At 72.3% G+C, this 20945-nt stretch carries 19 protein-coding genes, 1 pseudogene and 1 riboswitch; of the genes and pseudogenes, 12 read left to right on the top strand and 8 right to left on the bottom strand.

Translation table 11 applies throughout. The annotated features are described in order from the left end of the window. Positions 1-37 precede the first annotated feature (37 nt). Together ACWCO3_RS08935 and ACWCO3_RS08930 are read right to left on the bottom strand one after the other, a co-directional pair. Positions 38-1252: an MFS transporter gene (locus tag ACWCO3_RS08935; protein WP_358163771.1), complete on the bottom strand. Its 1215-nt coding sequence runs from the start codon at positions 1250-1252 to the stop codon at positions 38-40. Next, positions 1249-2808 (bottom strand): AMP-binding protein, encoded by a 1560-nt coding sequence (locus tag ACWCO3_RS08930; protein ID WP_450009256.1) that lies wholly within the window; start codon positions 2806-2808, stop codon positions 1249-1251. The genes ACWCO3_RS08935 and ACWCO3_RS08930 overlap by 4 nt, the downstream gene beginning before the upstream one ends. 265 nt (positions 2809-3073) lie before the next feature. Between ACWCO3_RS08930 and ACWCO3_RS08925 the strand changes: the two genes are divergently transcribed. The 6 genes and pseudogenes from ACWCO3_RS08925 (at position 3074) to ACWCO3_RS08900 (ending at position 9411) form a co-directional block, all read left to right on the top strand. After that, complete coding sequence (locus ACWCO3_RS08925) at positions 3074-4378, top strand: SGNH/GDSL hydrolase family protein (protein ID WP_145781559.1); 1305 nt, start codon at positions 3074-3076, stop codon at positions 4376-4378. 69 nt (positions 4379-4447) lie between these two features. Further along, positions 4448-5659, top strand: a complete 1212-nt coding sequence (locus ACWCO3_RS08920) for a cytochrome P450 (protein ID WP_450009254.1) — start codon at positions 4448-4450, stop codon at positions 5657-5659. Between the two features lie 7 nt (positions 5660-5666). Continuing rightward, positions 5667-6611 (top strand): annotated as a pseudogene (locus ACWCO3_RS08915) (alpha/beta hydrolase); the annotation flags it as partial. 36 nt (positions 6612-6647) lie between these two features. After that, positions 6648-7751 carry an alpha-hydroxy acid oxidase gene (locus ACWCO3_RS08910; RefSeq protein WP_244311957.1) on the top strand — a complete coding sequence of 368 codons (1104 nt, stop codon included), beginning with the start codon at positions 6648-6650 and terminating at the stop codon, positions 7749-7751. Between the two features lie 3 nt (positions 7752-7754). Next, entirely contained in the window at positions 7755-9083 is a 1329-nt protein-coding gene (locus ACWCO3_RS08905) for an aminotransferase class I/II-fold pyridoxal phosphate-dependent enzyme (protein ID WP_450009252.1), read from the top strand. A 67-nt stretch (positions 9084-9150) separates the two neighbouring features. Beyond that, complete coding sequence (locus ACWCO3_RS08900; RefSeq protein ID WP_030491328.1) at positions 9151-9411, top strand: hypothetical protein; 261 nt, start codon at positions 9151-9153, stop codon at positions 9409-9411. Positions 9412-9521: 110 nt separating this feature from the next. Here ACWCO3_RS08900 and ACWCO3_RS08895 read toward each other — a convergent pair whose 3' ends face one another. Next, positions 9522-10958 carry a glycine hydroxymethyltransferase gene (locus ACWCO3_RS08895; protein WP_145781566.1) on the bottom strand — a complete coding sequence of 479 codons (1437 nt, stop codon included), beginning with the start codon at positions 10956-10958 and terminating at the stop codon, positions 9522-9524. 19 nt (positions 10959-10977) lie between these two features. Then, positions 10978-11067: riboswitch (ZMP/ZTP riboswitch) on the bottom strand. A 65-nt stretch (positions 11068-11132) separates the two neighbouring features. Between ACWCO3_RS08895 and ACWCO3_RS08890 the strand changes: the two genes are divergently transcribed. Beyond that, the gene (locus tag ACWCO3_RS08890; RefSeq protein WP_450009250.1) at positions 11133-11471 is read left to right on the top strand and encodes an SDR family NAD(P)-dependent oxidoreductase; all 339 of its coding nucleotides are present in this window, start codon (positions 11133-11135) and stop codon (positions 11469-11471) included. A gap of 148 nt (positions 11472-11619) precedes the next feature. On the opposite strand, the gene ACWCO3_RS08885 is transcribed toward ACWCO3_RS08890, so the two are convergent. The 4 genes from ACWCO3_RS08885 to ACWCO3_RS08870 all read right to left on the bottom strand — a co-directional run bounded on the left by ACWCO3_RS08885 (position 11620) and on the right by ACWCO3_RS08870 (position 15115). Then, positions 11620-12120 (bottom strand): hemerythrin domain-containing protein, encoded by a 501-nt coding sequence (locus ACWCO3_RS08885; RefSeq protein WP_145781568.1) that lies wholly within the window; start codon positions 12118-12120, stop codon positions 11620-11622. A 79-nt stretch (positions 12121-12199) separates the two neighbouring features. Then, positions 12200-13069 carry an NAD(P)H-hydrate dehydratase gene (locus ACWCO3_RS08880; protein ID WP_145781571.1) on the bottom strand — a complete coding sequence of 290 codons (870 nt, stop codon included), beginning with the start codon at positions 13067-13069 and terminating at the stop codon, positions 12200-12202. Then, positions 13053-13784, bottom strand: a complete 732-nt coding sequence (locus tag ACWCO3_RS08875) for a histidine phosphatase family protein (RefSeq protein ID WP_450009248.1) — start codon at positions 13782-13784, stop codon at positions 13053-13055. Before ACWCO3_RS08875 ends, ACWCO3_RS08880 begins: the two co-directional genes overlap by 17 nt. Before the next feature lie 59 nt (positions 13785-13843). Then, positions 13844-15115: a GNAT family N-acetyltransferase gene (locus ACWCO3_RS08870; RefSeq protein WP_167524832.1), complete on the bottom strand. Its 1272-nt coding sequence runs from the start codon at positions 15113-15115 to the stop codon at positions 13844-13846. Positions 15116-15362: 247 nt separating this feature from the next. Here ACWCO3_RS08870 and ACWCO3_RS08865 point away from each other — a divergent pair, with 247 nt between their 5' ends. Together ACWCO3_RS08865 and ACWCO3_RS08860 are read left to right on the top strand one after the other, a co-directional pair. Further along, a complete protein-coding gene (locus ACWCO3_RS08865; RefSeq protein ID WP_145781577.1) occupies positions 15363-15689 on the top strand; it encodes a hypothetical protein in 327 nt (108 codons plus the stop codon). Between the two features lie 101 nt (positions 15690-15790). After that, entirely contained in the window at positions 15791-16762 is a 972-nt protein-coding gene (locus tag ACWCO3_RS08860) for a DNA polymerase domain-containing protein (RefSeq protein ID WP_145781579.1), read from the top strand. 6 nt (positions 16763-16768) lie between these two features. On the opposite strand, the gene ACWCO3_RS08855 is transcribed toward ACWCO3_RS08860, so the two are convergent. Next, positions 16769-17275: an Lrp/AsnC family transcriptional regulator gene (locus ACWCO3_RS08855; RefSeq protein WP_145781582.1), complete on the bottom strand. Its 507-nt coding sequence runs from the start codon at positions 17273-17275 to the stop codon at positions 16769-16771. Positions 17276-17380: 105 nt separating this feature from the next. Between ACWCO3_RS08855 and pdhA the strand changes: the two genes are divergently transcribed. From pdhA to ACWCO3_RS08840, 3 genes are read left to right on the top strand one after another with little or no spacing between them, the layout of a single operon-like run. Then, positions 17381-18547 carry a pyruvate dehydrogenase (acetyl-transferring) E1 component subunit alpha gene (gene pdhA / locus ACWCO3_RS08850; protein ID WP_450009244.1) on the top strand — a complete coding sequence of 389 codons (1167 nt, stop codon included), beginning with the start codon at positions 17381-17383 and terminating at the stop codon, positions 18545-18547. Further along, on the top strand, positions 18544-19548 hold the full coding sequence (locus ACWCO3_RS08845) for an alpha-ketoacid dehydrogenase subunit beta (protein ID WP_208745163.1): 1005 nt from the start codon (positions 18544-18546) through the stop codon (positions 19546-19548). Before pdhA ends, ACWCO3_RS08845 begins: the two co-directional genes overlap by 4 nt. Further along, positions 19545-20930, top strand: a complete 1386-nt coding sequence (locus tag ACWCO3_RS08840) for a dihydrolipoamide acetyltransferase family protein (protein ID WP_450009242.1) — start codon at positions 19545-19547, stop codon at positions 20928-20930. The genes ACWCO3_RS08845 and ACWCO3_RS08840 overlap by 4 nt, the downstream gene beginning before the upstream one ends. The last annotated feature ends 15 nt before the right edge of the window (positions 20931-20945 follow it).

The following is a 20945-nucleotide window of genomic DNA, read 5'->3' as shown; positions in this document are numbered from 1 at the left end:
TGCGGGGGTCGACCGAAACCCGCAACCGATTTGGGCTCTACGGCGTCGTGGCGGGGGTGGGGCGCGACGGTGTGGTCATCCGGGCCAGCAGGGGAGACGCGGTGACCAGCAGGCAGAACGCGGCCATGAGCAGCAGTGCCGGGGTGAGGTTGAGCGCGTCCACCGACCAGCCGCCGAGCAGCGCGCCGACCGGCAACCCGACGAAGGCCAGGGACCCGGCGATGCCGATCACCCGGGTCTGGAGCTCCGCCGGTACCCGTTCGTAGAGCGCCACCCCGAGCAGTGGGTTGACCGCCGCGATGCCGATCCCGGACAGGAACGTCACCACGAGCACCACCGGCAGGTCGTCGCTGATCGCCAGGGCGACCAGCCGGGGTGTGCCGGCGATCAGCGCTCCGACCAGGAACGTCAACCGACGGGGCAGCCTCGGCCCGAGCGCGGTGAACACCACGTTGCCCAGCAGCGCGCCCGCCGAGAACGCCGCCAGCACCAGGCCCAGCCCACTCGGCCCGTGCAGTTCCCGGGCGACCCAGACCGGGATGTAGACGGCCACGCTGGCGTTGGCCACCATGTTCAGCGCCGAGACGACCACCAGCATGCCGAGCAGTGGTCGGTCCCGACCGAGGTAGCCGAACCCGCCGCGCAGCGCACGAAGGTAGTTCTCCGGCGGGCCCGGGGGCGACGGGGTGGCCGGCGGACGCACCAGGACGCCGATCAGCAGCGCGCAGACAGCGAAGGTGGCCGCGTCGATGAGGATCGCCTCGGTCACCCCGAACACGGCGATCAACACACCGCCCACGGCGGCGCCGAACAGGGTCACCACCCGGCTCAGCCCGTCGTACGCCGAGGTCAGCCGGATCAGCGGCACCCCGGCGGCCTCGGCGGCCGGTCGGAACATCACGTGCTTCACCCGGTCGCCGATGCCCCGCAGCGCGCCGGCCACCGCGACCAGGGCCACCAGCGGCGCGAAGCCGAGCCACGGGGTCAGCGCGACGACCACCATGGCCACCGCGCTGCCCGCGTCGCAGAGGATCGACGTGCGGCGCAGGCCGAACCGGTCCGCCCACGGCGTGCCCAACGCGCTGGACAGCAGGTACGGCAGGGTCTCGGCGAACGCGACAAGGCCCATCTTGGTCGGGCTGCCGGTGCTGACCAGCACCAGCCACGGGATCGTCACCACCGAGATGCGGGTGCCCAGGTTGGAGATCAGGTCCGCGCCGACCAGGACGACCAGTTGCCGGCGGGGCGTCACGCCCCGACCGCCGCCGCCCGCCGCGCCGCGTACCGCTCGCGTAACGCCCGTTTGTCCACCTTCACCGACCGGTTCACCGGCAGCCGGTCGAGGACCTCGACCCCGGCCGGCGCCCACATCTCGTTGAGTTCCGCGGTCACCAGGTCGATCAGCTCCGCCCCGGTGACCGTCGCGCCCGGTGCGAGCACCACGTACGCGTACGGGACCTCGCCGACGGTGTCGTCCGGTACGCCGATCACCGCGGCGGCGCGTACCTGGGGGTGCCCGGCCAGCACGTCCTCGATCGGACGGCAGAAGATCGCCCAGTTCCGCCGGTGCGTGACGATCATGTCGTGCGCCCGGTCGACCAGGTAGAGGTAGCCGTCGTCGTCCAGGTGACCGATGTCGCGGGTGCGGACCCAGCCGTCGACGAGCGTCTGCGCGGTCAGCTCCGGCTGACCGTGGTAGCCGGCGAAGCTCAGCCGGGTGTGCACCCACACCTCACCGTCGCGCCCGGTGGGCAGCACCGCGCCGTCGTCGTCGCGGATCTCGATCCGCACGTCGCCGTAGGGGCGGCCGCAGGACCGCAGCCGTTCCGGGTGCTCCGGGTCGTCGGTCAACCCGGGCAGCGCGGTGATCACGACGGCTTCGCTGAGGCCGTACACGATGCGCAGCACCGGGCCGAACCGCGCGATGGCCTGGCGCAGCCGGGCGGGCGCGGCGGGCCCGGCGCCCACGTTGAACATGAACATCGCGGAGAAGTCCGCGCCGACCAGCGCCGGGTGGTCCAGCACCTCGTAGAGCATCGGCGGGGTGACGAAGGTGGAGTTGATCCGTTCCCGCTGCACGGTGTCCACGAAGGCCACCGGGTCCCAGTCGTCGCGCAGGAACAGCACCCCACCGGTGAACAGGTTGAACAGGGTGGTGATCTGCCCGCTGGCCAGCCACATCGGTGAGTGCGACAGGTGCCGCAGCAGCGGGAACCCGGCGGCACGGAAGTCGGCGGCCAGGGTGAGGATCTGGGCGTAGAAACTCTCCCGGTGGTGCACCAGTTTGGGGCTGCCGGTGGTGCCGCTGGTCTGCAGGAACGACTCCGGCGTCGCCCCGGGTGCCGGCAACTCCGCCACCTCGGCGGAAGCGGTGAGGTCCGGGCCGGCGCCGCCTCCGCCCAGGCAGCACACCGGCGTGCCGGGCAGCGCGGCGGCCAGGGCCGGGCCCAGGCTGGCCGGATCCCGGGCGTCGTAGACCAGGGCGTCCGGGCGGGCCAGACGGATGAACTCGTCGACCTCCCGGCGGGACGTGACCGGGGCGACCCACATCGTCCGGCAGCCGATCAGGTGCAGCGCGAGTTGGAGCAGCGGACCCTCGACCGCGTTCGCCACGGTCACCAGCACCGCCGCACCCGGGCGTACGCCGTGCCGGGCGAGCGTCGCGGCCATCGACCGCACCAGCGCGGCAGCGTCGGTGTAACTGAGGCGACGGCCCCCTCCGACCAGTGCCTCCCGGTCACCGAAACCGGCGAAGAGATCCAGCGCCCTGTCCACGTAGGTCGTCGCGTGCCCGGGTGTGTCAGTCATCCGGCAGCCCCCTTCTCCAGAAAGCGGCGCGCCCGCTGACGACGCGACGGCGGCGCGCGCTCCGGTGGGCCCGCCGCCTGCGAGCCTAGGCCGGTAACGGCTGGTCGGAACCGTGCCGACGGGCGGTCCGACAGACCCGCCGGACATTTGATCGCGTCGATCAGGTTGATTGACGCCCGTCAGCGGCGGCGGCTAGGTTTCTGGACCATCGTCCAGGCGGGAGCCGTCCTTGGACGACCCTGGGCTGCCACACGATGGAGGTTCCATGTCGACCCCGAAGAGATGGCATGTCGTCGCCGCCGCGGCTGCGCTGCTGGTCACCGGAACACCCGCCGTCGTCGCCAGCGCCGGCCCGTCCGGGACCGCGGCAGGCCGGCCCGACCGCTCCGAGTGGGCGGGTAGCTGGGCCACCGCGGTCACCCGCGGGAACTCGGTCGGGCTGACCAACACCGGCCTCAACAACCAGAGCGTCCGGATGGTCGTGCACGTCTCGGTGGGCGGCCCGGCACTGCGGGTGCGCCTGAGCAACCTGTACGGCGAGCAGGCGGTCGCTGTCGGCCGGGCCACCGTCGCCCGCCCCAACACCGCCACCGCCGACGACCTGTCCGACATCGATCCGGCCTCGCTGCGTCCGCTGACCTTCACCGGCGCCGCCTCGGCGACCATGAACCGGGGCGCCGAGCTGCTCAGCGACCCGTTGGCGTTCCCGGTCGCGGACGACAGCGACCTGGTGGTCACCGTGCACTTCCCGACGCCGACCGGCCCGACCACCTTCCACGGGCAGTCCCAGCAGGCCAACTTCATCGGCGCGGGCGACCTGACCGGGGCGGCCGAGGGCAGCGGGTTCACCACCCGGCCCACCTGCTGCTGGTTCTTCCTCTCCGGCATCGACGTGCAGCGCAAGGCGAGCCCGGGCGCGCTGGTGGTGCTCAGCGACTCCATCGGTGACGGCAACGGCAGCACCGTCAACGCCAACCGGCGCTGGCCCGACCTGCTGTCCGACCGGCTGCTCGCCGCCCGACCGGACGCGCGTACCCCTGGTGTGCTCAACCTCAGCCTGGCCGGCAACCGCCTCAACCACGAGGGCACCGAGCCGGGTGACGGCAACTACCCCGGCTACTACCAGCTCGGCCCGAACGCGGCGGCCCGGCTCAACGAGGACGTCTTCCCCCAGACCGGTGTGCGTACCGTCGTCACCCACCTGGGCATCAACGACATCTGGATGTCCAACGACTCAGCCGAGGCGATCATCGCCACCCTTCGGCAGATCAACCAGCAGGTCCAGCAGCGCGGACTGACCAGCCTGGTGGCCACCCTGACCCCGTACGAGGGGCACGGGGCGCCCGGCGTGTGGACCGCGCAGAAGGAGGCCACCCGCCAGGCGGTCAACACGTACCTGCGGAGCAGCCGGGAGTTCGACGGGCTGCTCGACTTCGACCGGGTGCTGCGCGACCCGGCACGGCCCAGTGCGCTGCTGCCCGCGTACGACTCGGGGGATCACATCCACCCGAACGACGCCGGCAACCAGGCCCTCGCCGACGCCGTGCCGCTGCGGCTGCTCGGCATGTGACACCGGTCGGGGGCGGCGGGCGATCCCCGCCGCCCCCGGCGGCATCGACATCCTGGGGAGGAAGACGTCGTGACGGTGCAGGAACTGCTCACCGGCCTGTACAGCGAAGAGGGCCGCCAGAATCCATATCCGTGGTACGCCGAGCTGCACCGGCTCGGCCCGGTCAGCGCGGTGCCACCCCGCGCCGAGCACAAGACGGTGGCGGCGGTGGCGGTCGGCTACGACGTGATCGACGAGGTGCTGCGCGATCCGGAGTGGACCAAACAACCACCACCCGGCTGGCAGGAACAGGAGATCCTGCGCACCTTCCAGACCTCGATGATGTTCGTGAACCCGCCCGACCACACGCGGATGCGGCACGTGTTCTCCCGCACCTTCACACCGCGTCGGCTGGGCGCGCTGGAACCGGTGATCGTGCGCGTCGTCGACGATCTGCTGGACCGGATGGCCGACGCCGGGAACAGCGTGGTCGACTTCGTGGCGGACTTCGCGTACCCGATTCCGGCGTTGGTGATGGCCGAGTTCATCGGCATCCCGGCGGGGCAGTTGGCGTGGTACCGCGAACGGGTGGACTGGATCGACGAGTTCCTCGACGTCGCCGGGAAGACGCCGGAGCGGCTGGCCGCCGCCAACACGGCGGCCGAGGAGCTGCGGGTCTTCTACCGGGAGCTGGTGGCGCACCGCCGCAGAACGCCCGGTGACGACCTGCTCAGCGGGCTGGTGGAGGCCCTCGACTCGGGTGAGGTGGAGCTGACCGAGGACGAGTTGATCAGCAACCTGATCGTGCTGTTCAACGCCAGCTTCGTCACCACCGTCTACATGTTCAGCAACGGCCTGCCGCTGCTGCTGGCCCACCCGGAGACGGTCGCCGCGCTGCCCGCCGACGAGAAGCTGACCCAGGGCTGCGTCGACGAGGCGCTGCGGCTGGAGAGCCCGGTGCACTTTCTGGCCCGGGCCGCGCCGAGGGACACGGAACTGGCCGGCGTGCCGGTGGCCCAGGACAACAACGTGCTGATCATCATCGGTGCGGCCAACCGGGATCCGGCACGCTTTCCGGAGCCGGACGTCTTCGAGCCCACCCGGCCGGGCCCGCCGTCGCTGGCCTTCGGGGTAGGGCTGCACTACTGTCTCGGCGCGGCGGTGTCCCGGTTGGAGGGGCGTCTCGCGCTGCCCCGCCTGTTCGCCCGCTTCCCGGGCCTGACGGTCACCGAGACGCCCACGTACAGCGGCAGCCTGTTCCTGCGTGGCATCGACAAACTGCTCGTCAGCACCGGCGGATAGGAGCGACATGGCAGTGCACCCGGAGGTGGCGGCGTACCGGGCGGCCCGCGCCGCGACCGGCACCCCGCCGCTGTACACGCAGACCCTCGCCGAAGCCCGCGCCGCGGACCTGGCCGCGATCCGCGCCGGCACCGGCGCGGTCGAGCCGGTGGCCGAGGTACGCGACGAGCGCATCCCCGGCCCGGCCGGTGAGCTGCCGCTGCGGGTGTACCGGCCGGCCGGGTCGGGTCCGCTGCCCACGCTGCTGTACTTCTTCGGCGGCGGCTGGACGCTCGGCAGCATCGACACCGCCGACGGCATCTGCCGGCGGCTGGCCAACGCGGTGCCCTGTCAGGTGATCACCGTCGGGTACCGGCTCGCCCCGGAACACCCCTTCCCGGCGGCGGTGCACGACTGTCACGCGGCCACCCGCTGGGTCGCCGGACACGCCGACCTGCTGGGCGTGGACCCGGACCGGCTGGCGGTGGGCGGGGACAGCGCGGGCGCGAACCTGGCCGCCGCGGTCACCCTGCTCTGCCGTACCGACGGGCCCTCCCTCGCCGCGCAACTGCTGGTCTACCCGAACACCGACCAGAGCGGCGAGCCGGCCGGCCCCAGCGAGGACGACGATCCGACGCTGTTCAACAGCCGGTCGGTGGCCTGGTACCGGACGCACTACCTGGCCGACCCGGCACAGGCCCGGGATCCTCTCGCGTCGCCGCTGCTCGCCGACGACCTGACCGGACTGCCCCCGGCGCTGGTGGTCACCGCCGAGCTGGACCCCCTCTGCGCCGAGGGGCAGCGGTACGCCGAGCGCCTGGACGCCGCCGGCGTGCCCACCCGCTTGGCGCACTACCCGGGGATGGTCCACGGCTTCTTCGCCATGCCGGGCGTCTTCACCGACGGCCGGCGGGCGCAGGCCAGCGCGGCGGCGTTCCTGCGGGAACGGTTCGGGCTGCCGTCCGCGCGCGACGAGGTGGCGGAAGCCCCGACCGGCACGCGGTACGCGGTGGGTGAGCCGCTGCTGACCGACCTGCCCGCCGTGTCGCTCGCCGACTACGCCGAGCGGGCCCGGACGGTGCTGCCGCCGGACGTGTGGGACTACGTCGACGGCGGCAGCGCCGCCGAGGTGACAGTCGCCGCCAACCGGGACGCGCTGGACCGGGTCGCCGTGCTGCCCCGGGTGCTGCGCGGGGTGGACACCGTCGACCTCGGCACCCGACTGCTCGGCCGCCCGTATGCCATGCCGGTCGGGGTGGCGCCGATGGCGTACCAGCGGCTGCTGCACCCGGACGGGGAGCTGGGCCTCGCCTCGGCGGCCGGCGCTGCCGGGATCCCGTACCTGGCGAGCACGTTGAGCAGCACACCCGTCGAACAGGTCACCGCCGTCGGCGCGGACGTGTGGTTCCAGCTCTACTGGCTGCGCGACCGGGCCCTCGTCGGCGACCTGCTGGCCCGGGTCGTCGCGGCCGGGTGCCGGGCCCTGGTGGTCACCGTGGACGTCCCGGTGCTCGGTCGTCGTCCCCGCGATCTGCGCAACGCGTTCCGGCTGCCGGACGACGTGGTGGCCGCGAACCTGCCCGACGGTCGCGACGCCCTGGCGCACTCCGGCGCCCCCGGGGTGTCCGCTATCGCCGCGCACACCGCCGCCTCGTTCGCACCGGCGCTGCGCTGGGCGGATCTGGCCTGGCTGCGCGAGCGGGTCGACCTGCCGCTGGTGGTGAAGGGTGTGCTGGATCCCCGGGACGCGGTCGAGGCTGTCCGGATGGGCGCGGACGCGGTGGTCGTGTCCAACCACGGCGGCCGGCAACTCGACGGCGCGCCGGCCAGCGTCACCATGCTGCCGGAGATCATCGACGCGGTCGGTGACAGGTGTCAGGTGCTTCTGGACAGTGGCATCCGCAGCGGCACCGACGTGCTGCGGGCGCTCGCGTTGGGCGCCGCCGGGGTGCTGCTCGGCCGGCCGATGCTCTGGGCGCTGGCCGCCGGCGGCGAACGTGGCGCACGGGACGCGTTGGCGCTGCTCGCCGTCGAGCTGACCGACGCGCTCACCCTGGCCGGCTGCGCCGACCCGGCGGCGGCGGCCGAGCTGCGGACACTCGGCGTGGACTGAGCGGTGACCGCCACCGAGCCGGTCGACCTGACCGCCGCAGACCTGCACCCCGCGCTGGGCGACCCGGCGCTGACCTCGATGAACTTCCTCAACGAGGTGTCCGAGCGCTACCCGGCGGCGGTGTCCCTCGCGGCCGGACGACCGTACGAGGAGTTCTTCGACGTCGCGGCGGTGCACCGGCACCTGGACACGTTCCACAGGCACCTCACCGACGACCTGGGTCACCCGCCCGAGCAGGCGCGGCGGCTGCTGTTGCAGTACGGCCGGACCAAGGGCATCGTGCACCACCTGGTCGCCCGCAACCTCGCCATCGACGAGGGCATCACCGTCGACCCGGAGGCGGTCGTGGTGACAGTCGGCTGCCAGGAGGCGATGTTCCTGGTGCTGCGGGCGCTGCGGACCGGGCCGACGGACGTGCTGCTCGCCGTTGCACCGACCTACGTCGGCCTGACCGGGGCGGCCCGGCTGGTGGACCTGCCGGTGTGGCCGGTCGCCGGCGGTCCGCCCGGGGTGGACCTGGCCGACCTGTCGGCCCAGGCGCGGCGGGCCCGGGCGGCGGGGCTGCGGCCGCGCGCCTGTTACGTGATGCCGGACTTCGCCAACCCGTCCGGGGTCAGCATCTCCGCGGAGGACCGGCGGCGGTTGCTCACCCTCGCGGACGAGGAGGACCTGCTGCTGCTGGAGGACAACCCGTACGGGCTGTTCCACAGCGACGAGGGGCCGCGCGTACCCACTCTCAAAGCGTTGGACACCGAGCGCCGGGTCGTCTACCTCGGCTCGTTCGCCAAGACCGTGCTCCCCGGCGCGCGTGTCGGTTACGTGGTCGCCGACCAGCGGGTGGCCGGCCCGGACGGTCGCGTCGGCCCGCTCGCGGACCAGCTCGCCATGATCAAGAGCATGGTCACTGTGAACACGTCACCGATAGCGCAGGCGGTGATCGGTGGCCGGTTGTTGGAGAACGGATGCAGCCTGGTCCCGGCGAACACGCGGGAGCGCTCCGCGTACACGAGGAATCTGCGCCACCTGGTGACCGGGCTGCGCCGACGGTTCCCGGCCGGGACGGACGGCCCGGCGGCGGTGCGCTGGACGGTGCCGGCCGGCGGGTTCTTCGTGGTGGTGACCGTGCCGTTCCCGGTCGACGACGCGCTGCTGGACCGCTCGGCGCGCGACTACGGGGTGCTGTGGACGCCGATGGCGCACTTCTACGACGACACCGCGCCGGTGTGCGCGCTGCGGCTGTCGGTCAGCGCGGTGACGCCGGCACAGATCGACGTCGGGTTGGATCGCCTCGCGGCGCTGATCACCGACGAGCTGGCCGCCCGGGCGGGTTGACACACCGCGTTCATCGGATGGCAATGCGCGACGACCCGCGTTCCGCCGTCCTGGGTGGACGGTCATAATAGGCCGCATGGTTGCCTGGGAGTACGCCCTGCTCGTCCGCCGCTATCAGGGACAGGGCCGCAATTTCCATGTCTCGTTCGTCTGGTACGCGCCGGACGGGTCCCGTAAGGACATCACCGCCTACGGGGACACCGCCATCGCGCACCTCAACCGTGCCGGCCGGGAGGGGTGGGAGCTCGTCTCCGCCGCCGAAGACGTCAACAACGTCCAAGGCAGCACCGAAGTCCACCGCTACCACCTGAAGCGCCCCATGGCCTAACCCCAGGACCCCCCCGTCCGGGTCGATCATGGAGTTGTGGTGGTGGATTAACGTCGTGCACCAGCCCGTTTCGGGCACCACAACTCCATGATCGACAGGAGCGGCGGGGGTCAGGTCAGGTCGACCGACGGGTAGAGCGGGTGGGGGGCCAGCAGGTCGGTGGCCTGGCGAGCGATCTTGTCGGCCAGGGCCGGGTCGAGGGTGTACTTCGCCTTCGACGGGGTGCCGTCGGCGTTGGCGCCGGCCGTGGTCTGCGTGAGCACGGTGTGGATCAGCTCCGCGGTCTGGTCCATCTCGGCGGTGCCGAGGCCCCGGGTGGTCAGCGCCGGGGTGCCGATCCGGATGCCGGACGTGTACCACGCCCCGTTCGGGTCCTGCGGGACCGAGTTGCGGTTGGTGACGATGCCCGAGTCCAGGAGCGCCTGCTCGGCCTGCCGACCGGTGAGCCCGTAACCGGACACGTCGATCAGCACGAGGTGGTTGTCGGTGCCACCGGTGACGAGCTTCGCGCCCCGACGCAGCAGCCCCTCGGCGAGCGCCTGCGAGTTGTCCACGATCCGCTGGGCGTAGTCGGCGAAATCGGGGCGACGGGCCTCCGCGAGGGCGACCGCCTTGGCGGCCATCACGTGCGGTAGCGGACCGCCGAGCACCATCGGGCAGCCCCGGTCCACCTGGTCGGCCAGCTCCGGCTGGCAGAGCACCATGCCGCCGCGCGGCCCGCGCAGCGACTTGTGCGTGGTGGTCGTGACGATGTGCGCGTGCGGCACCGGGTCGAAGTCGCCGGTGAACACCTTGCCCGCCACCAGGCCGGCGAAGTGCGCCATGTCGACCATGAAGGTCGCGCCGACCGAGTCGGCGATCTCCCGCAGGATCCGGAAGTTCACCTTCCGCGGGTACGCCGAGTAACCGCCGACCAGGATCAGCGGCTTGAACTCGCGGGCCGCCTCGGCCACCCGGTCGTAGTCGATCAGGCCGGTCTCCGGGTCGGTGCCGTAGCTGCGCTGGTCGAACATCTTGCCGGAGATGTTCGGCCGGAAGCCGTGGGTGAGGTGGCCGCCCGCGTCCAGCGACATGCCGAGCATCCGCTGGTTGCCCAGCTCGCGGCGCAACGCGAACCAGTCGGCCTCGGTGAGGTCGTTGACCTGCCGGACCTGGGCCTTCTTCAACGCGGGGGACTCCACCCGGTCGGCCAGCACCGCCCAGAACGCGACCAGGTTGGCGTCGATGCCCGAGTGCGGCTGCACGTACGCGTGCGCCGCGCCGAACAGCTCGCGTGCGTGTTCGGCGGCAAGTGCCTCGACGGTGTCCACGTTCTGGCAGCCGGCGTAGAAGCGGCGACCGACCGTCCCCTCGGCGTACTTGTCGCTGAACCAGTTGCCCATGGCCAGCAGGGTCGCCGGGGAGGCGTAGTTCTCGCTGGCGATGAGCTTCAGCGACTCCCGCTGGTCGGTCAGTTCGGCGCCGATGGCGTCGGCCACCCGGGGCTCGACCGCCCGGATCACCTCAAGGGCACTACGGAATGCGGTGGACTCGGCGTTGCGCGACATGCGACCTCCAACAGACGTGCGGGAAGGCCCAGGCGCTCGGCAAACGTCCTCGTGACGGGGCCGCTCCCCGATGGTTCTCCATCCCCACGCGCCAGTAACGGCCCGGTCCGATCCTACCGGGCCAGCCGGGGCCGTCCCGGGCGACCTCCGTTCATCACACGCCGGGAGGGTTGGGTGACCGACCTGGGGCACCACCTGACGAGCGGGTACGCCATCCGCAGGGGAGGAGGCACCATCATCACCACGCCGACCACCGACCGGCCGCTCGCCGTGGTGACCGGGGCGTCCAGCGGAATCGGGTACGAGTTGGCAGTGCAGTTCGCCGAGCACGGCTTCGACCTGGTCGTGGTCGCCGATGACGACGGCATCTCGTCGGCGGCCGAGAAGCTGCGCCGCGCTGCGCAACGAGTTGAAGGACACCGGCGTCACGGTCACCGCGTTGCTGCCGGGCCCGACCGACACCGCCTTCTTCGAGCGGGCCGAGATGGAGGACACCCGGGTCGGTTCGGGTAAGAAGGACGACCCGGCGAAGGTCGCCGAGCAGGGCTTCGCCGCGATGATGATGGGTGACCAGACGGTCACCGCAGGTTCCCTGGTGAACAAGGTGCAGACCGCAGAGGGCCCGGCACGCCGCCGGGCCCTCTGCGCGTACGAGACCGACTCACGCGGTCATCGCGTCCATCGCCTTCTTGATCGCCTTCGGCTCAGTGGGGGTACGCGGCGCGTCCGCGCGCAGCGCGATCATCTTCTCGCCGATCTCCTGTAGCTGCTTGCGGCCCAGCGCGTCGCGGACCTTGGGGAACCACTCCTCCTCTTCCTCCTCGACGTGGTGGGTGACGTTCTCGATCAGCACCGTCGTCTTGGCGTTGAACCGCTCGTCACTGGCGTCCATGCTGGCCAGCTCGGCGCAGAGCACGTCGGCGACGTGGTGTTCCTCGTACGACTCGAGGATGTCGTCCTCCAGGTCGGGCAGCAGCCGGCGGACCTCCGGGTACATCACCTCGTTCTCCAGGTAGGTGTGCACCGTCAGCGCTTCCAGGATCTGGTTCACCAGCTTCTGCCGCTGGTTCGCCGGCCCCTCCTCGGCGTCCTGGAAGGCCTTGAACAGGCGGCGCATTTCTTTGTGGTCCTCTTTGAGCAGCACGATGGCATCGGTCGACACCGGTATGACCTCCCTGAACAGTCTCTTCTGGTGTGGTTCCGGTACCCCGACGACCACCGCGGAAACAGGCGAATCCGCCTCAGACCATGGCCAGGGTGCGGGGGATCTCGTCGAGCAACTCCCGAGCCAGGAAGCCGATCCGGCCGTAGCGGGGGATCAGTCGCTGGCCGCTCACCGAGTGCGCGAACGAACCCCAGCAGGCCGCCTGGGCCGGGTCCGCGCCGCGGGACAGCAGCCCCGCCAACAACCCGGCGAGGACGTCGCCGCTGCCGGAGGTGCCAAGCCCGGCGTCGCCGCTCTCCTCTCGCCAACCCCGTCCGTCCGGGGCGGCCACGTGCCCGTACAGCGACACGACCGCCTCGTACCGGGCGGCCACCTCGGCCGCCTCGGCGTCGAGGTCGTCGCCCGGATCCCGTCCGAGCAGGTGCCTGGCCTCGGTGACGTTGGGCGTGAGCACCACGGGCCGACCCGAGCCGACAAGCAGGTCCGGTGCGTGGCTGAGCGCACCGAGGGCGTACGCGTCGAGCACCAGCGACGTGTCCGGACGGGCCGCCTCCAGGACCAGGGCCAGCAGGCGGTTGGTTTCGTCGATCGCCTTCAGGCCTGGGCCGACCGCCACCACGTCGGCCTGCGCGACCAGATCGCCGAGTTGGCCGTCACGGTCGGCGGCCACCGCGCCGTCGGCGGTCTCCGGCAGACCGACCACCAGGGCCTCGGGCACCTGGATGCTCAGCGCGGCGGCGGTGGACTCGGCGGCGGCGAGTTGGAGCACCCCGGCACCGGCGCGCAACGCGGCCACCCCGGCGAGCAGCACCGCGCCCGGTGTGAAGCGGGAACCACCGACCACCAGCACGGTGCCCCGGCTCTCCTTGCCACCGACCGGCACCGGCAGCGCCCAGTCCCGCAGCAACGCCGGTGTGATCACTCTTACCTCAGACCGGCTCGGCATGGATCTCGTCCTCCCTGGTCGGCTCGGCGCCCTGCTGACGCAGGTGCGCGACGTCGTTGAAGGCGGTGAGCGCCAGTCGCCCGTCGGCGTCCGCCGACCACTCGGTGATCGAACAGTTGGCGATCACGTCCTGCCGGGTGAGTGCCATCAGCTCGTCCTCGGTCAAGCCCTCGACCAGATAACGAAGCAGGAAGACAAGCGCGTCATGGCCGAAGAGCAGCACCCGGCAACCCTCGTGGTCACGCCGCAGGTCGCCCAGGAGCGTCCGCAGCCGCAACGCCACGTCCGTCCAGGACTCCCCGCCCGGCGGCCGGTAGTAGAACTTGCCCAACCGCTCCCGACGGTCGGCCTCGTCCGGGTACCGCCGTCGTACCCCGTGGCCGGTCAGCCCGTCGAGGATGCCCAACTCCCGGTCGCGCAGCCGCTCGTCGCGGTGCACGGGCACGTCGGTCCCGGCCAGCGCCAGCCGCGAGGTCTGCACCGCGCGCAGGTACGGCGACACCACCGCCACGTCCGGCTGCTTCGCGTCCGGCAGTGCTGCCAGCCAACGGCCGGTCGCCCGGGCCTGCTCCTGGCCGGTCGCGGAGAGCGGCACGTCGGCGTCGCGGTGGGTGAGGTCGATCAGCTCCGCGCCCGACGCCTCGGCCCGCGTCGCCGCGACGTTCGCGGTGCTCTCGCCGTGCCGGACGATCCAGAGGGTTGCCAGTTCCGCCATGCGGCACCCCTACCCGGCACGACCGTGTGGTAATCGGACCGCCGCCCGCCGCCCGCCGGCTAGCGGCGGCTCTGCCAGGGACGTAGCCCCACCCGGGAGGTCGACTCGTCGCGCCGGCGGAAGAGGTACGTGAAGGACTGGGCGGCCAGGGCGAGGAGTACCGCTCCCGTCCAGGCCCAGGAGAACGGCGCAGCGGAGTGGCGTACCGCGAGGACGCCGAGCACCGGCGCGGCGGCGACGAAGAGGGACAGGACGGTCGTGCTGACGGTTTGTCGGAAGCGTGCCGAGATGGCGAAGGTCGACCGGTCGTAGACGAGCAGGGCCGCGCCGAAGAGGGCCGCGGCCGCCAGGGCCACGCCCACCGAGGAGGTGATCTTCGCGAAGGTGACCGGTAGGGCGATGAGGAACGGGAAGACACCGCCGAACTCCGACAGCACGTTGCCCCACTTGGTGTACCGGCCGAAGCTGTTGGTTCGCAGCCGGGCCAGCTCACCGGAGGTGTTGGCATAGATGATCAGCGACGCGGTGGTGGCCAGGGCCGCGCACATCAGCAGCACCCGCACCCCGTCGGGATAGGCCGGGGAGGTGAACGACAGGCCGAGCACGAACGCGATCGAGGCCAGGATGCCGCTGGAGAAGGCGACCCCGGCGGCGCTCTCGTCGGACTGCAGGGCCGCGAAGTCGTCCTTCTCGAACCGGGACAGCTCCAGGGCCGGCCCGGCGGGCAGGTTAACCAGCCCCGTGATGACGTTCTCCTCGCCAGCCAGCAGGGTGGCGATCTGCGCCGACGCGGCAACCGGGATCAGATAGCGCTCGTCGGCGTCGACGTACTCCACCCGCGACTTGTGCTGGCAGTAGTAGCGGTCGCGCCCCGGGCCGAAGTAGTCCGGCACGATGGTGCGCACGACGAACCCGCGGGACAGCAGCAACCCGAGCATGGCCAGGTTCTCCGGGCTGGTCACCGTGGAGATGCTCAGGTGGGGCTGCGCCGCGACCGTCCGGGCCCGGGCCACGAAGTCGTCGAGCAGTGCCGCACCCACACCGGTGCGCCGCTGATCCGGGTGCACGCCGAGCCCACTCAGGTAGAGGTGATGGGCACTCGGCAACTCGTACTGAAGGAAGCCGACGATCTCCGTGCCGGCGCGGACCACCCGGACGTGCCCGGCCGCGACGCCGTTCTCGATCTCACTCGGCGCCGCCGGCTCGTGCGCCGGGTCGCCGGGCGGGAAACAGAGCGCGTCGAGGGCGAGCAGGGCGGGGATGTCCTCGGTCGACGCGTCGTCGATCCGGACGGTGGGCGCCCCGCCCGATCTGGTCTTCTGCTGGCGCACGACGCCATCCTGCCCGACCGGGTCAAGAGGGGCGATCGACACCAGTCGGTGTCTGGCGGGAGCCGTCGGCCGCGGTGGTGGTCGCGGCCGGGGACCGGGTCGCGGTGCCCGGTGGCGACTCGGTCGTACGGCTGGGAGTGGCGCCGGTGGGGTCGGTGCACTGCTGATCGTCGCTGTCGATTTCGGGGCACCGCCGCGACCTGGTGATGCGAGGCAATGGGCGCCGGACAGCCGACGGGGGTCGACAATGACTGTCTTACGAGGTCTGCGCGAAGCGGTCCTGTTGTTCGTGGTGATCGGGGCGCTGGTCGCGGTCGCGGCAATGATCTGGGTGGCGGTCGACGGCGGTGACTACGTCGGTCGGCCGGGCATCGGGTTGGTTGTGGTGGGCGGGCTCATCGGCATGACGGGCGACCTGACGCTGAGCCGGATCAGCATGCTCGGTGCACGCGCCACGTTCGGCGCCGCGCCGGAGCGGGAGACGGCCGACGGTGGGCGCGTGCTCACCGGGGTCGGCATCTTCCTCTTCGTCGGGCTGCCACTGATCGTGGTCGGCGTGCTGCTGCTCTCCTGACCGAGCGTGTCATCGCTGCCGTCGACGGCCGTCCCCCTTGGCGCCGCGCCAGTGTCCGCTCGGTGGCCGTGCGCCGCGCTCGCGCGTCGTACCCTCAGGGCGTGGCCACGGCGGCGGAGGAGATCCAGGTGGGGGAGCGGCTGGTCCGCGTCTCCAGCCCCGACAAGCCCTACTTCCCGGAGCGAGGGCTGACCAAGCTGGACGTGGTCCGCTACTTCCTGGCGGTCGGCGACGGCATCCTGCGCGCGCTACGGGACCGGCCGACGATGTTGGAGCGCTGGCCGCGCGGTGTCTTCGAGGGAGCGACGATCGCCACCCGGCAGACCAACCGGGGCGACGCGTTCTACCAGAAACGGCTGCCGGCGGGCGCGCCCGAGTGGGTGCGCACCGCACACATCACCTTCCCCAGTGGCCGCACCGCCGACGAGATCGCGCCGAGCGAGCTGGCCGTGGTGATCTGGGCTGCCAACCTGGGCACACTGCGTTTCCACCCGTGGCCGGTCAGCGCCGCCGACGTGGAACGCCCCGACCAGCTGCGCATCGACCTCGACCCGATGCCGGGCGTCGGCTTCGAGCAGGTGGTGCCGGTGGCCCGGGAGGTCCGCGCCTTCCTCGCCGAGTTGGGGATGACCGGCTATCCGAAGACCACCGGCGGGCGGGGCCTGCACATCTACCTGTCGATCGAGCCGCGGTGGAGCTTCGGTGAGTGTCGCCGGGCGGTGCTCGCCCTGGGCCGGGAGATGCAACGCCGGTTGCCGGAGCTGGTCACCACCACCTGGTGGCGCGACCAGCGGGACCGTCCGGTCTTCGTGGACTACAACCAGATGTCACGGGACCACACGATGGCCTCGGCGTACTCCATCCGCCCGACGCCCCGGGCGCTGGTGTCGGCGCCGCTGGAGTGGGCGGAGCTGGACGACGCCCGACCGGAGGACTTCGACGTGCTGTCAGTGCCGGCGCGCTTCGCCGAGCGCGGCGACCCGCACGCCGGTCTGGACGGTGACCGGCACTCGCTGGAGCCGCTGTTGGAGTTGGCCGACCGGGAAGGGCTGGAGGCCCCACCCGAGCGCTGAGCCGGGTCAGGCCCACGGGCTGCCCGCCCCGTCGAACTCCTCGAACACCAGCCAGGTGCGGGTGGACAGCACCCCCGGGATGCTCTGCACCCGGCCCAGCACCACGTCCCGCAACGCGGCGTTGTCCGGCGCGCGGACCAGCGCGAGGACGTCGTGGTCGCCGCCGAGCAGCGCGGCGTGCTCGATGTAGCGCACCTGGGCCAGCTCGGCTGACACCTCCCGCCAGGTGTTCTGCTCGATGGTCAGGGCGATGTACGCGGACGTGCCCAGCCCGGCCGCCTCGGGCGCCACCTGGGCCCGGAACCCGGTGATCACCCCGTCGCGGAGCAACCGTTCCACCCGCGCGTACGCGTTGGTGCGGGAGATGTGGATTCGCTCGGCGAGGGTGCGCACCGACGTGCGACCGTCCCGGACCAGCTCGTCGAGGATCCGCCGGTCGACCTCGTCCAGGGCTCGGGCCGATCGTCCCGATCCCGCGCCCCGGCCTGCGTCGTCGGCGGTCTCCTGGCTCACTGACCGATCCTCCGCATGCCAATCGTCCCGCCTTCCGTGTCGATCTTGAGTCAATCATCCACAAGCGGAAGCATAGGCTCACCACACGTCCCAGGAGGTTCCGCCGTGACGACCACTCCCCAGGCGGTCCGCAGGGCATCCCCGCGCACCCGTCGGGCGGCCACCCCGCCCGACCCGGCGCGTCCGCTGCTGCCGAACACCGAGCCTGTCCGCCTGCTCGACCCGACCGGCACGCCGCTGCCCGCCCGCACCGACTACCCGGAGCCGCCCGTCGAGGTGCTGCGCGAGCTGTACCGCCGGATGGTGCTCGGCCGCCGCTTCGACACCCAGGCGACCGCCCTGACCAAGCAGGGCCGGCTCGCCGTCTACCCATCCTCGCGGGGCCAGGAGGCGTGCCAGGTCGGCGCGGTCCTCGCGGTCCGCGACACCGACTGGGTCTTCCCCACCTACCGCGAGTCGATGGCTCTGGTTGCCCGGGGCATCGACCCGGTCGAGGTGCTCACCCTGCTGCGCGGCGACTGGCACTGCGGGTACGACCCGACCGAGGTGCGGACCGCGCCGCAGTGCACCCCCCTCGCCACCCAGTGCGTGCACGCCGCCGGGCTGGCGCACGGCGAGGCGTACCAGGGGCGCGACACCGTGGCGCTGGCCTTCATCGGTGACGGCGCGACCAGCGAGGGCGACTTCCACGAGGGGATCAACTTCGCCGCCGTGTTCAAGGCGCCGGTGGTCTACTTCGTGCAGAACAACAGGTACGCGATCAGCGTCCCGCTGTCCCGGCAGACCGCCGCGCCGTCGCTGGCCTACAAGGGCGTCGGCTACGGCGTACCGAGCGAGCAGGTCGACGGCAACGACCCGGTCGCGGTGCTCGCCGTGCTCACCCGCGCGGTCGCGCACGCCCGCGCCGGCAACGGGCCGTTCCTGGTCGAGGCGCACACCTACCGGATGGAACCCCACACCAACGCCGACGACGCCAGCCGCTACCGCGACGGCGCCGAGGTCGACGCCTGGCGCGACCGGGACCCGGTCGCCCGCCTGGAGACCTACCTGCGCGCCCGTGGCGTCCTCGACGACGCGGCCGTCGCCGAGGTGGCCGAGCAGGCCGAGGCGTACGCGGCGGACCTGCGGGCGCGGATGAACGAGCAGCCCACCGTCGACCCGCTGAGCCTCTTCGACCACGTGTACGCCGAGCCCACCCCGCAGTTGGTCGAACAGCGCGAGCAGGTCCGTGCCGAGTTGGCCGCCGCCCGCGACGAGGAGGGGAACGCCTGATGGCCACCACCATGGCGAAGGCGCTCAACACCGCGCTCGCCGACGCCCTCGCCGCCGACGACCGGGTCGTCGTCTTCGGTGAGGACGTCGGTCAACTCGGCGGCGTCTTCCGGATCACCGACGGCCTCCAGGCCCGCTTCGGCGAGAACCGCTGCTTCGACACCCCTCTCGCCGAGGCCGGCATCGTCGGCTTCGCCGTCGGCCTGGCCATGTCCGGGCTGCGGCCGGTGGTCGAGATGCAGTTCGACGCGTTCGCGTACCCGGCGTTCGAGCAGATCGCCTCGCACGTCGCGAAGCTGCGCAACCGCACCCGGGGCGCGTTGAGCGTGCCGATCGTCATCCGGGTGCCATACGCCGGCGGCATCGGCGGGGTCGAGCACCACTGCGACTCGTCCGAGGCGTACTACGCGCACACCCCCGGACTGAAGGTGGTCACCCCGGCGACCGTCGAGGACGCGTACTCCCTGCTGCGCGAGGCGATCGACGACCCCGACCCGGTGGTCTTCATGGAGCCCAAGAAGCTCTACTTCGCCAGCGCCGACGCGGAGCTGCCCGCGCGTGCCGAGCCGTTCGGGAAGGCCGTCGTGCGTCGCCCCGGACGCGACGCCACCCTTGTCGCGTACGGGCCGGCGGTGCCTGTCGCGCTCGAGGCCGCCGAGGCCGCCCGCGAGGAGGGCTGGGACCTGGAGGTCGTCGACGTCCGCACCATCGTTCCGTTCGACGACGCCACCATCACCGCCTCGGTCCGGCGTACCGGCCGGTGCGTGGTGATCCAGGAGGCCCCCGGCTTCGCGGGGGTCGGCGCGGAGATCGCCGCCCGGGTGCAGGAGCGGTGCTTCCACGCGTTGCACGCCCCGGTGCTGCGGGTGGCCGGGCTGGACATCCCGTACCCGGCGCCGATGCTGGAGCACACCCACCTCCCCGGCGTGGACCGGGTCCTCGACGCGGTGGCCCGCCTCCAGTGGGACGACCAGCCCGACGCGCGCTGGGCGGCGGCATGACCACCGTCGAACGGACCCAGGTCTTCCTCCTGCCCGACCTGGGTGAAGGGCTGAGCGAGGCCGAGATCGTCGAGTGGCGGGTCGCCGTGGGCGACGTGGTCACCGTCGACCAGAGCGTGGTCGAGGTGGAGACCGCCAAGGCGGTCGTGGACGTGCCCTGCCCGTACGCCGGCCGGGTGGTCACCCTGCACGGCGCGGCCGGTGAGGTACGCCCGGTCGGCCAGCCGTTGATCACCATCGCGCCGCTGGACGGTGGCGACGAGCCGGCCGGGCACGCCACCTACCGCGAGGAGGAACGGGCCGGCTCCGGCAACGTCCTGATCGGGTACGGGACGGGCCACGGCGGCGGCACCCGGCGTCGACGTCGGCCCCGGCTGGTCCTCGCCCCGGAACCGACCGACGTCAGCCCGGCGGACGCTGCTCGCCCGGACGCTGCTCGCCCGGACGCTGCTCGCGCCGACGTCGGCGTGTCCGCCGCGCCCGCCGATCCGCGCTCGCCGGCCGCTCTGGTCATCTCGCCGATCGTCCGACGGCTGGCCCGTGAGCACGGCGTCGACCTGGGTACGGTGCGGGGCACCGGGCCCGGCGGCGTGATCCGTCGCGCCGACGTGGAGGCGGCGCTGACCGCGCCCGCCGCCCGGCTCGCCGCCGTCCCGGACCCGCACGTCGCCCTCGCGCCGAGCGGGGACGGCGACGTGATCGTCCCCCTCACCGGTGTGCGCAAGGCGATCGCCGACAAGCTCTCCCGCAGCCGGCGGGAGATCCCGGAGGTGACCATCTGGGTCGACGTGGACGCCACCGGCCTGTTGGAGACCCGTGCGGCGATCAACGCGGCGACCCCCGACGCGCCGGTGAGCATCCTGGCCCTGCTGGCCCGGATCTGCCTCAGCGGGCTACGCCGGTTCCCGCAGCTCAACGCCCGCGTCGACACGGAGGGGCAGCGGATCGTCCAGTCCGCGGGGGTGCACCTCGGCATCGCCGCGCAGACCGACCGGGGTCTGCTGGTGCCGGTGCTGCGCGACGCCCAACGCCTCACCACCGCCGAGCTGGCCGCCGAACTGGCGGCGACCACCGCCGCCGCGCGGGCCGGGAACCTGCCGCCGGCCCGGCTGACCGGCGGGACGTTCACGCTGAACAACTACGGGGTGTTCGGCGTCGACGGCTCCACGCCGATCATCAACCACCCCGAGGCGGCCCTGCTCGGGGTCGGGCGGATCGTGGACAAGCCGTGGGTGGTCGACGGGCAGCTCGCCGTCCGCAAGGTGACCCAGCTCAGCCTCACCTTCGACCACCGGGTCTGCGACGGCGGGGTGGCCGGTGGCTTCCTGCGGCACGTGGCCGACTGCGTGGAACGCCCGGCGATGCTGATCGCCGCCGTCTGACGCGTACCCCCTCGG

The sequence above is a fragment of the Micromonospora sp. NPDC002411 genome (genome assembly GCF_053592955.1).
The sequence above is the reverse complement of the archived record's forward strand: the minus strand, read 5'-3'. Positions and strand labels throughout refer to the sequence as shown.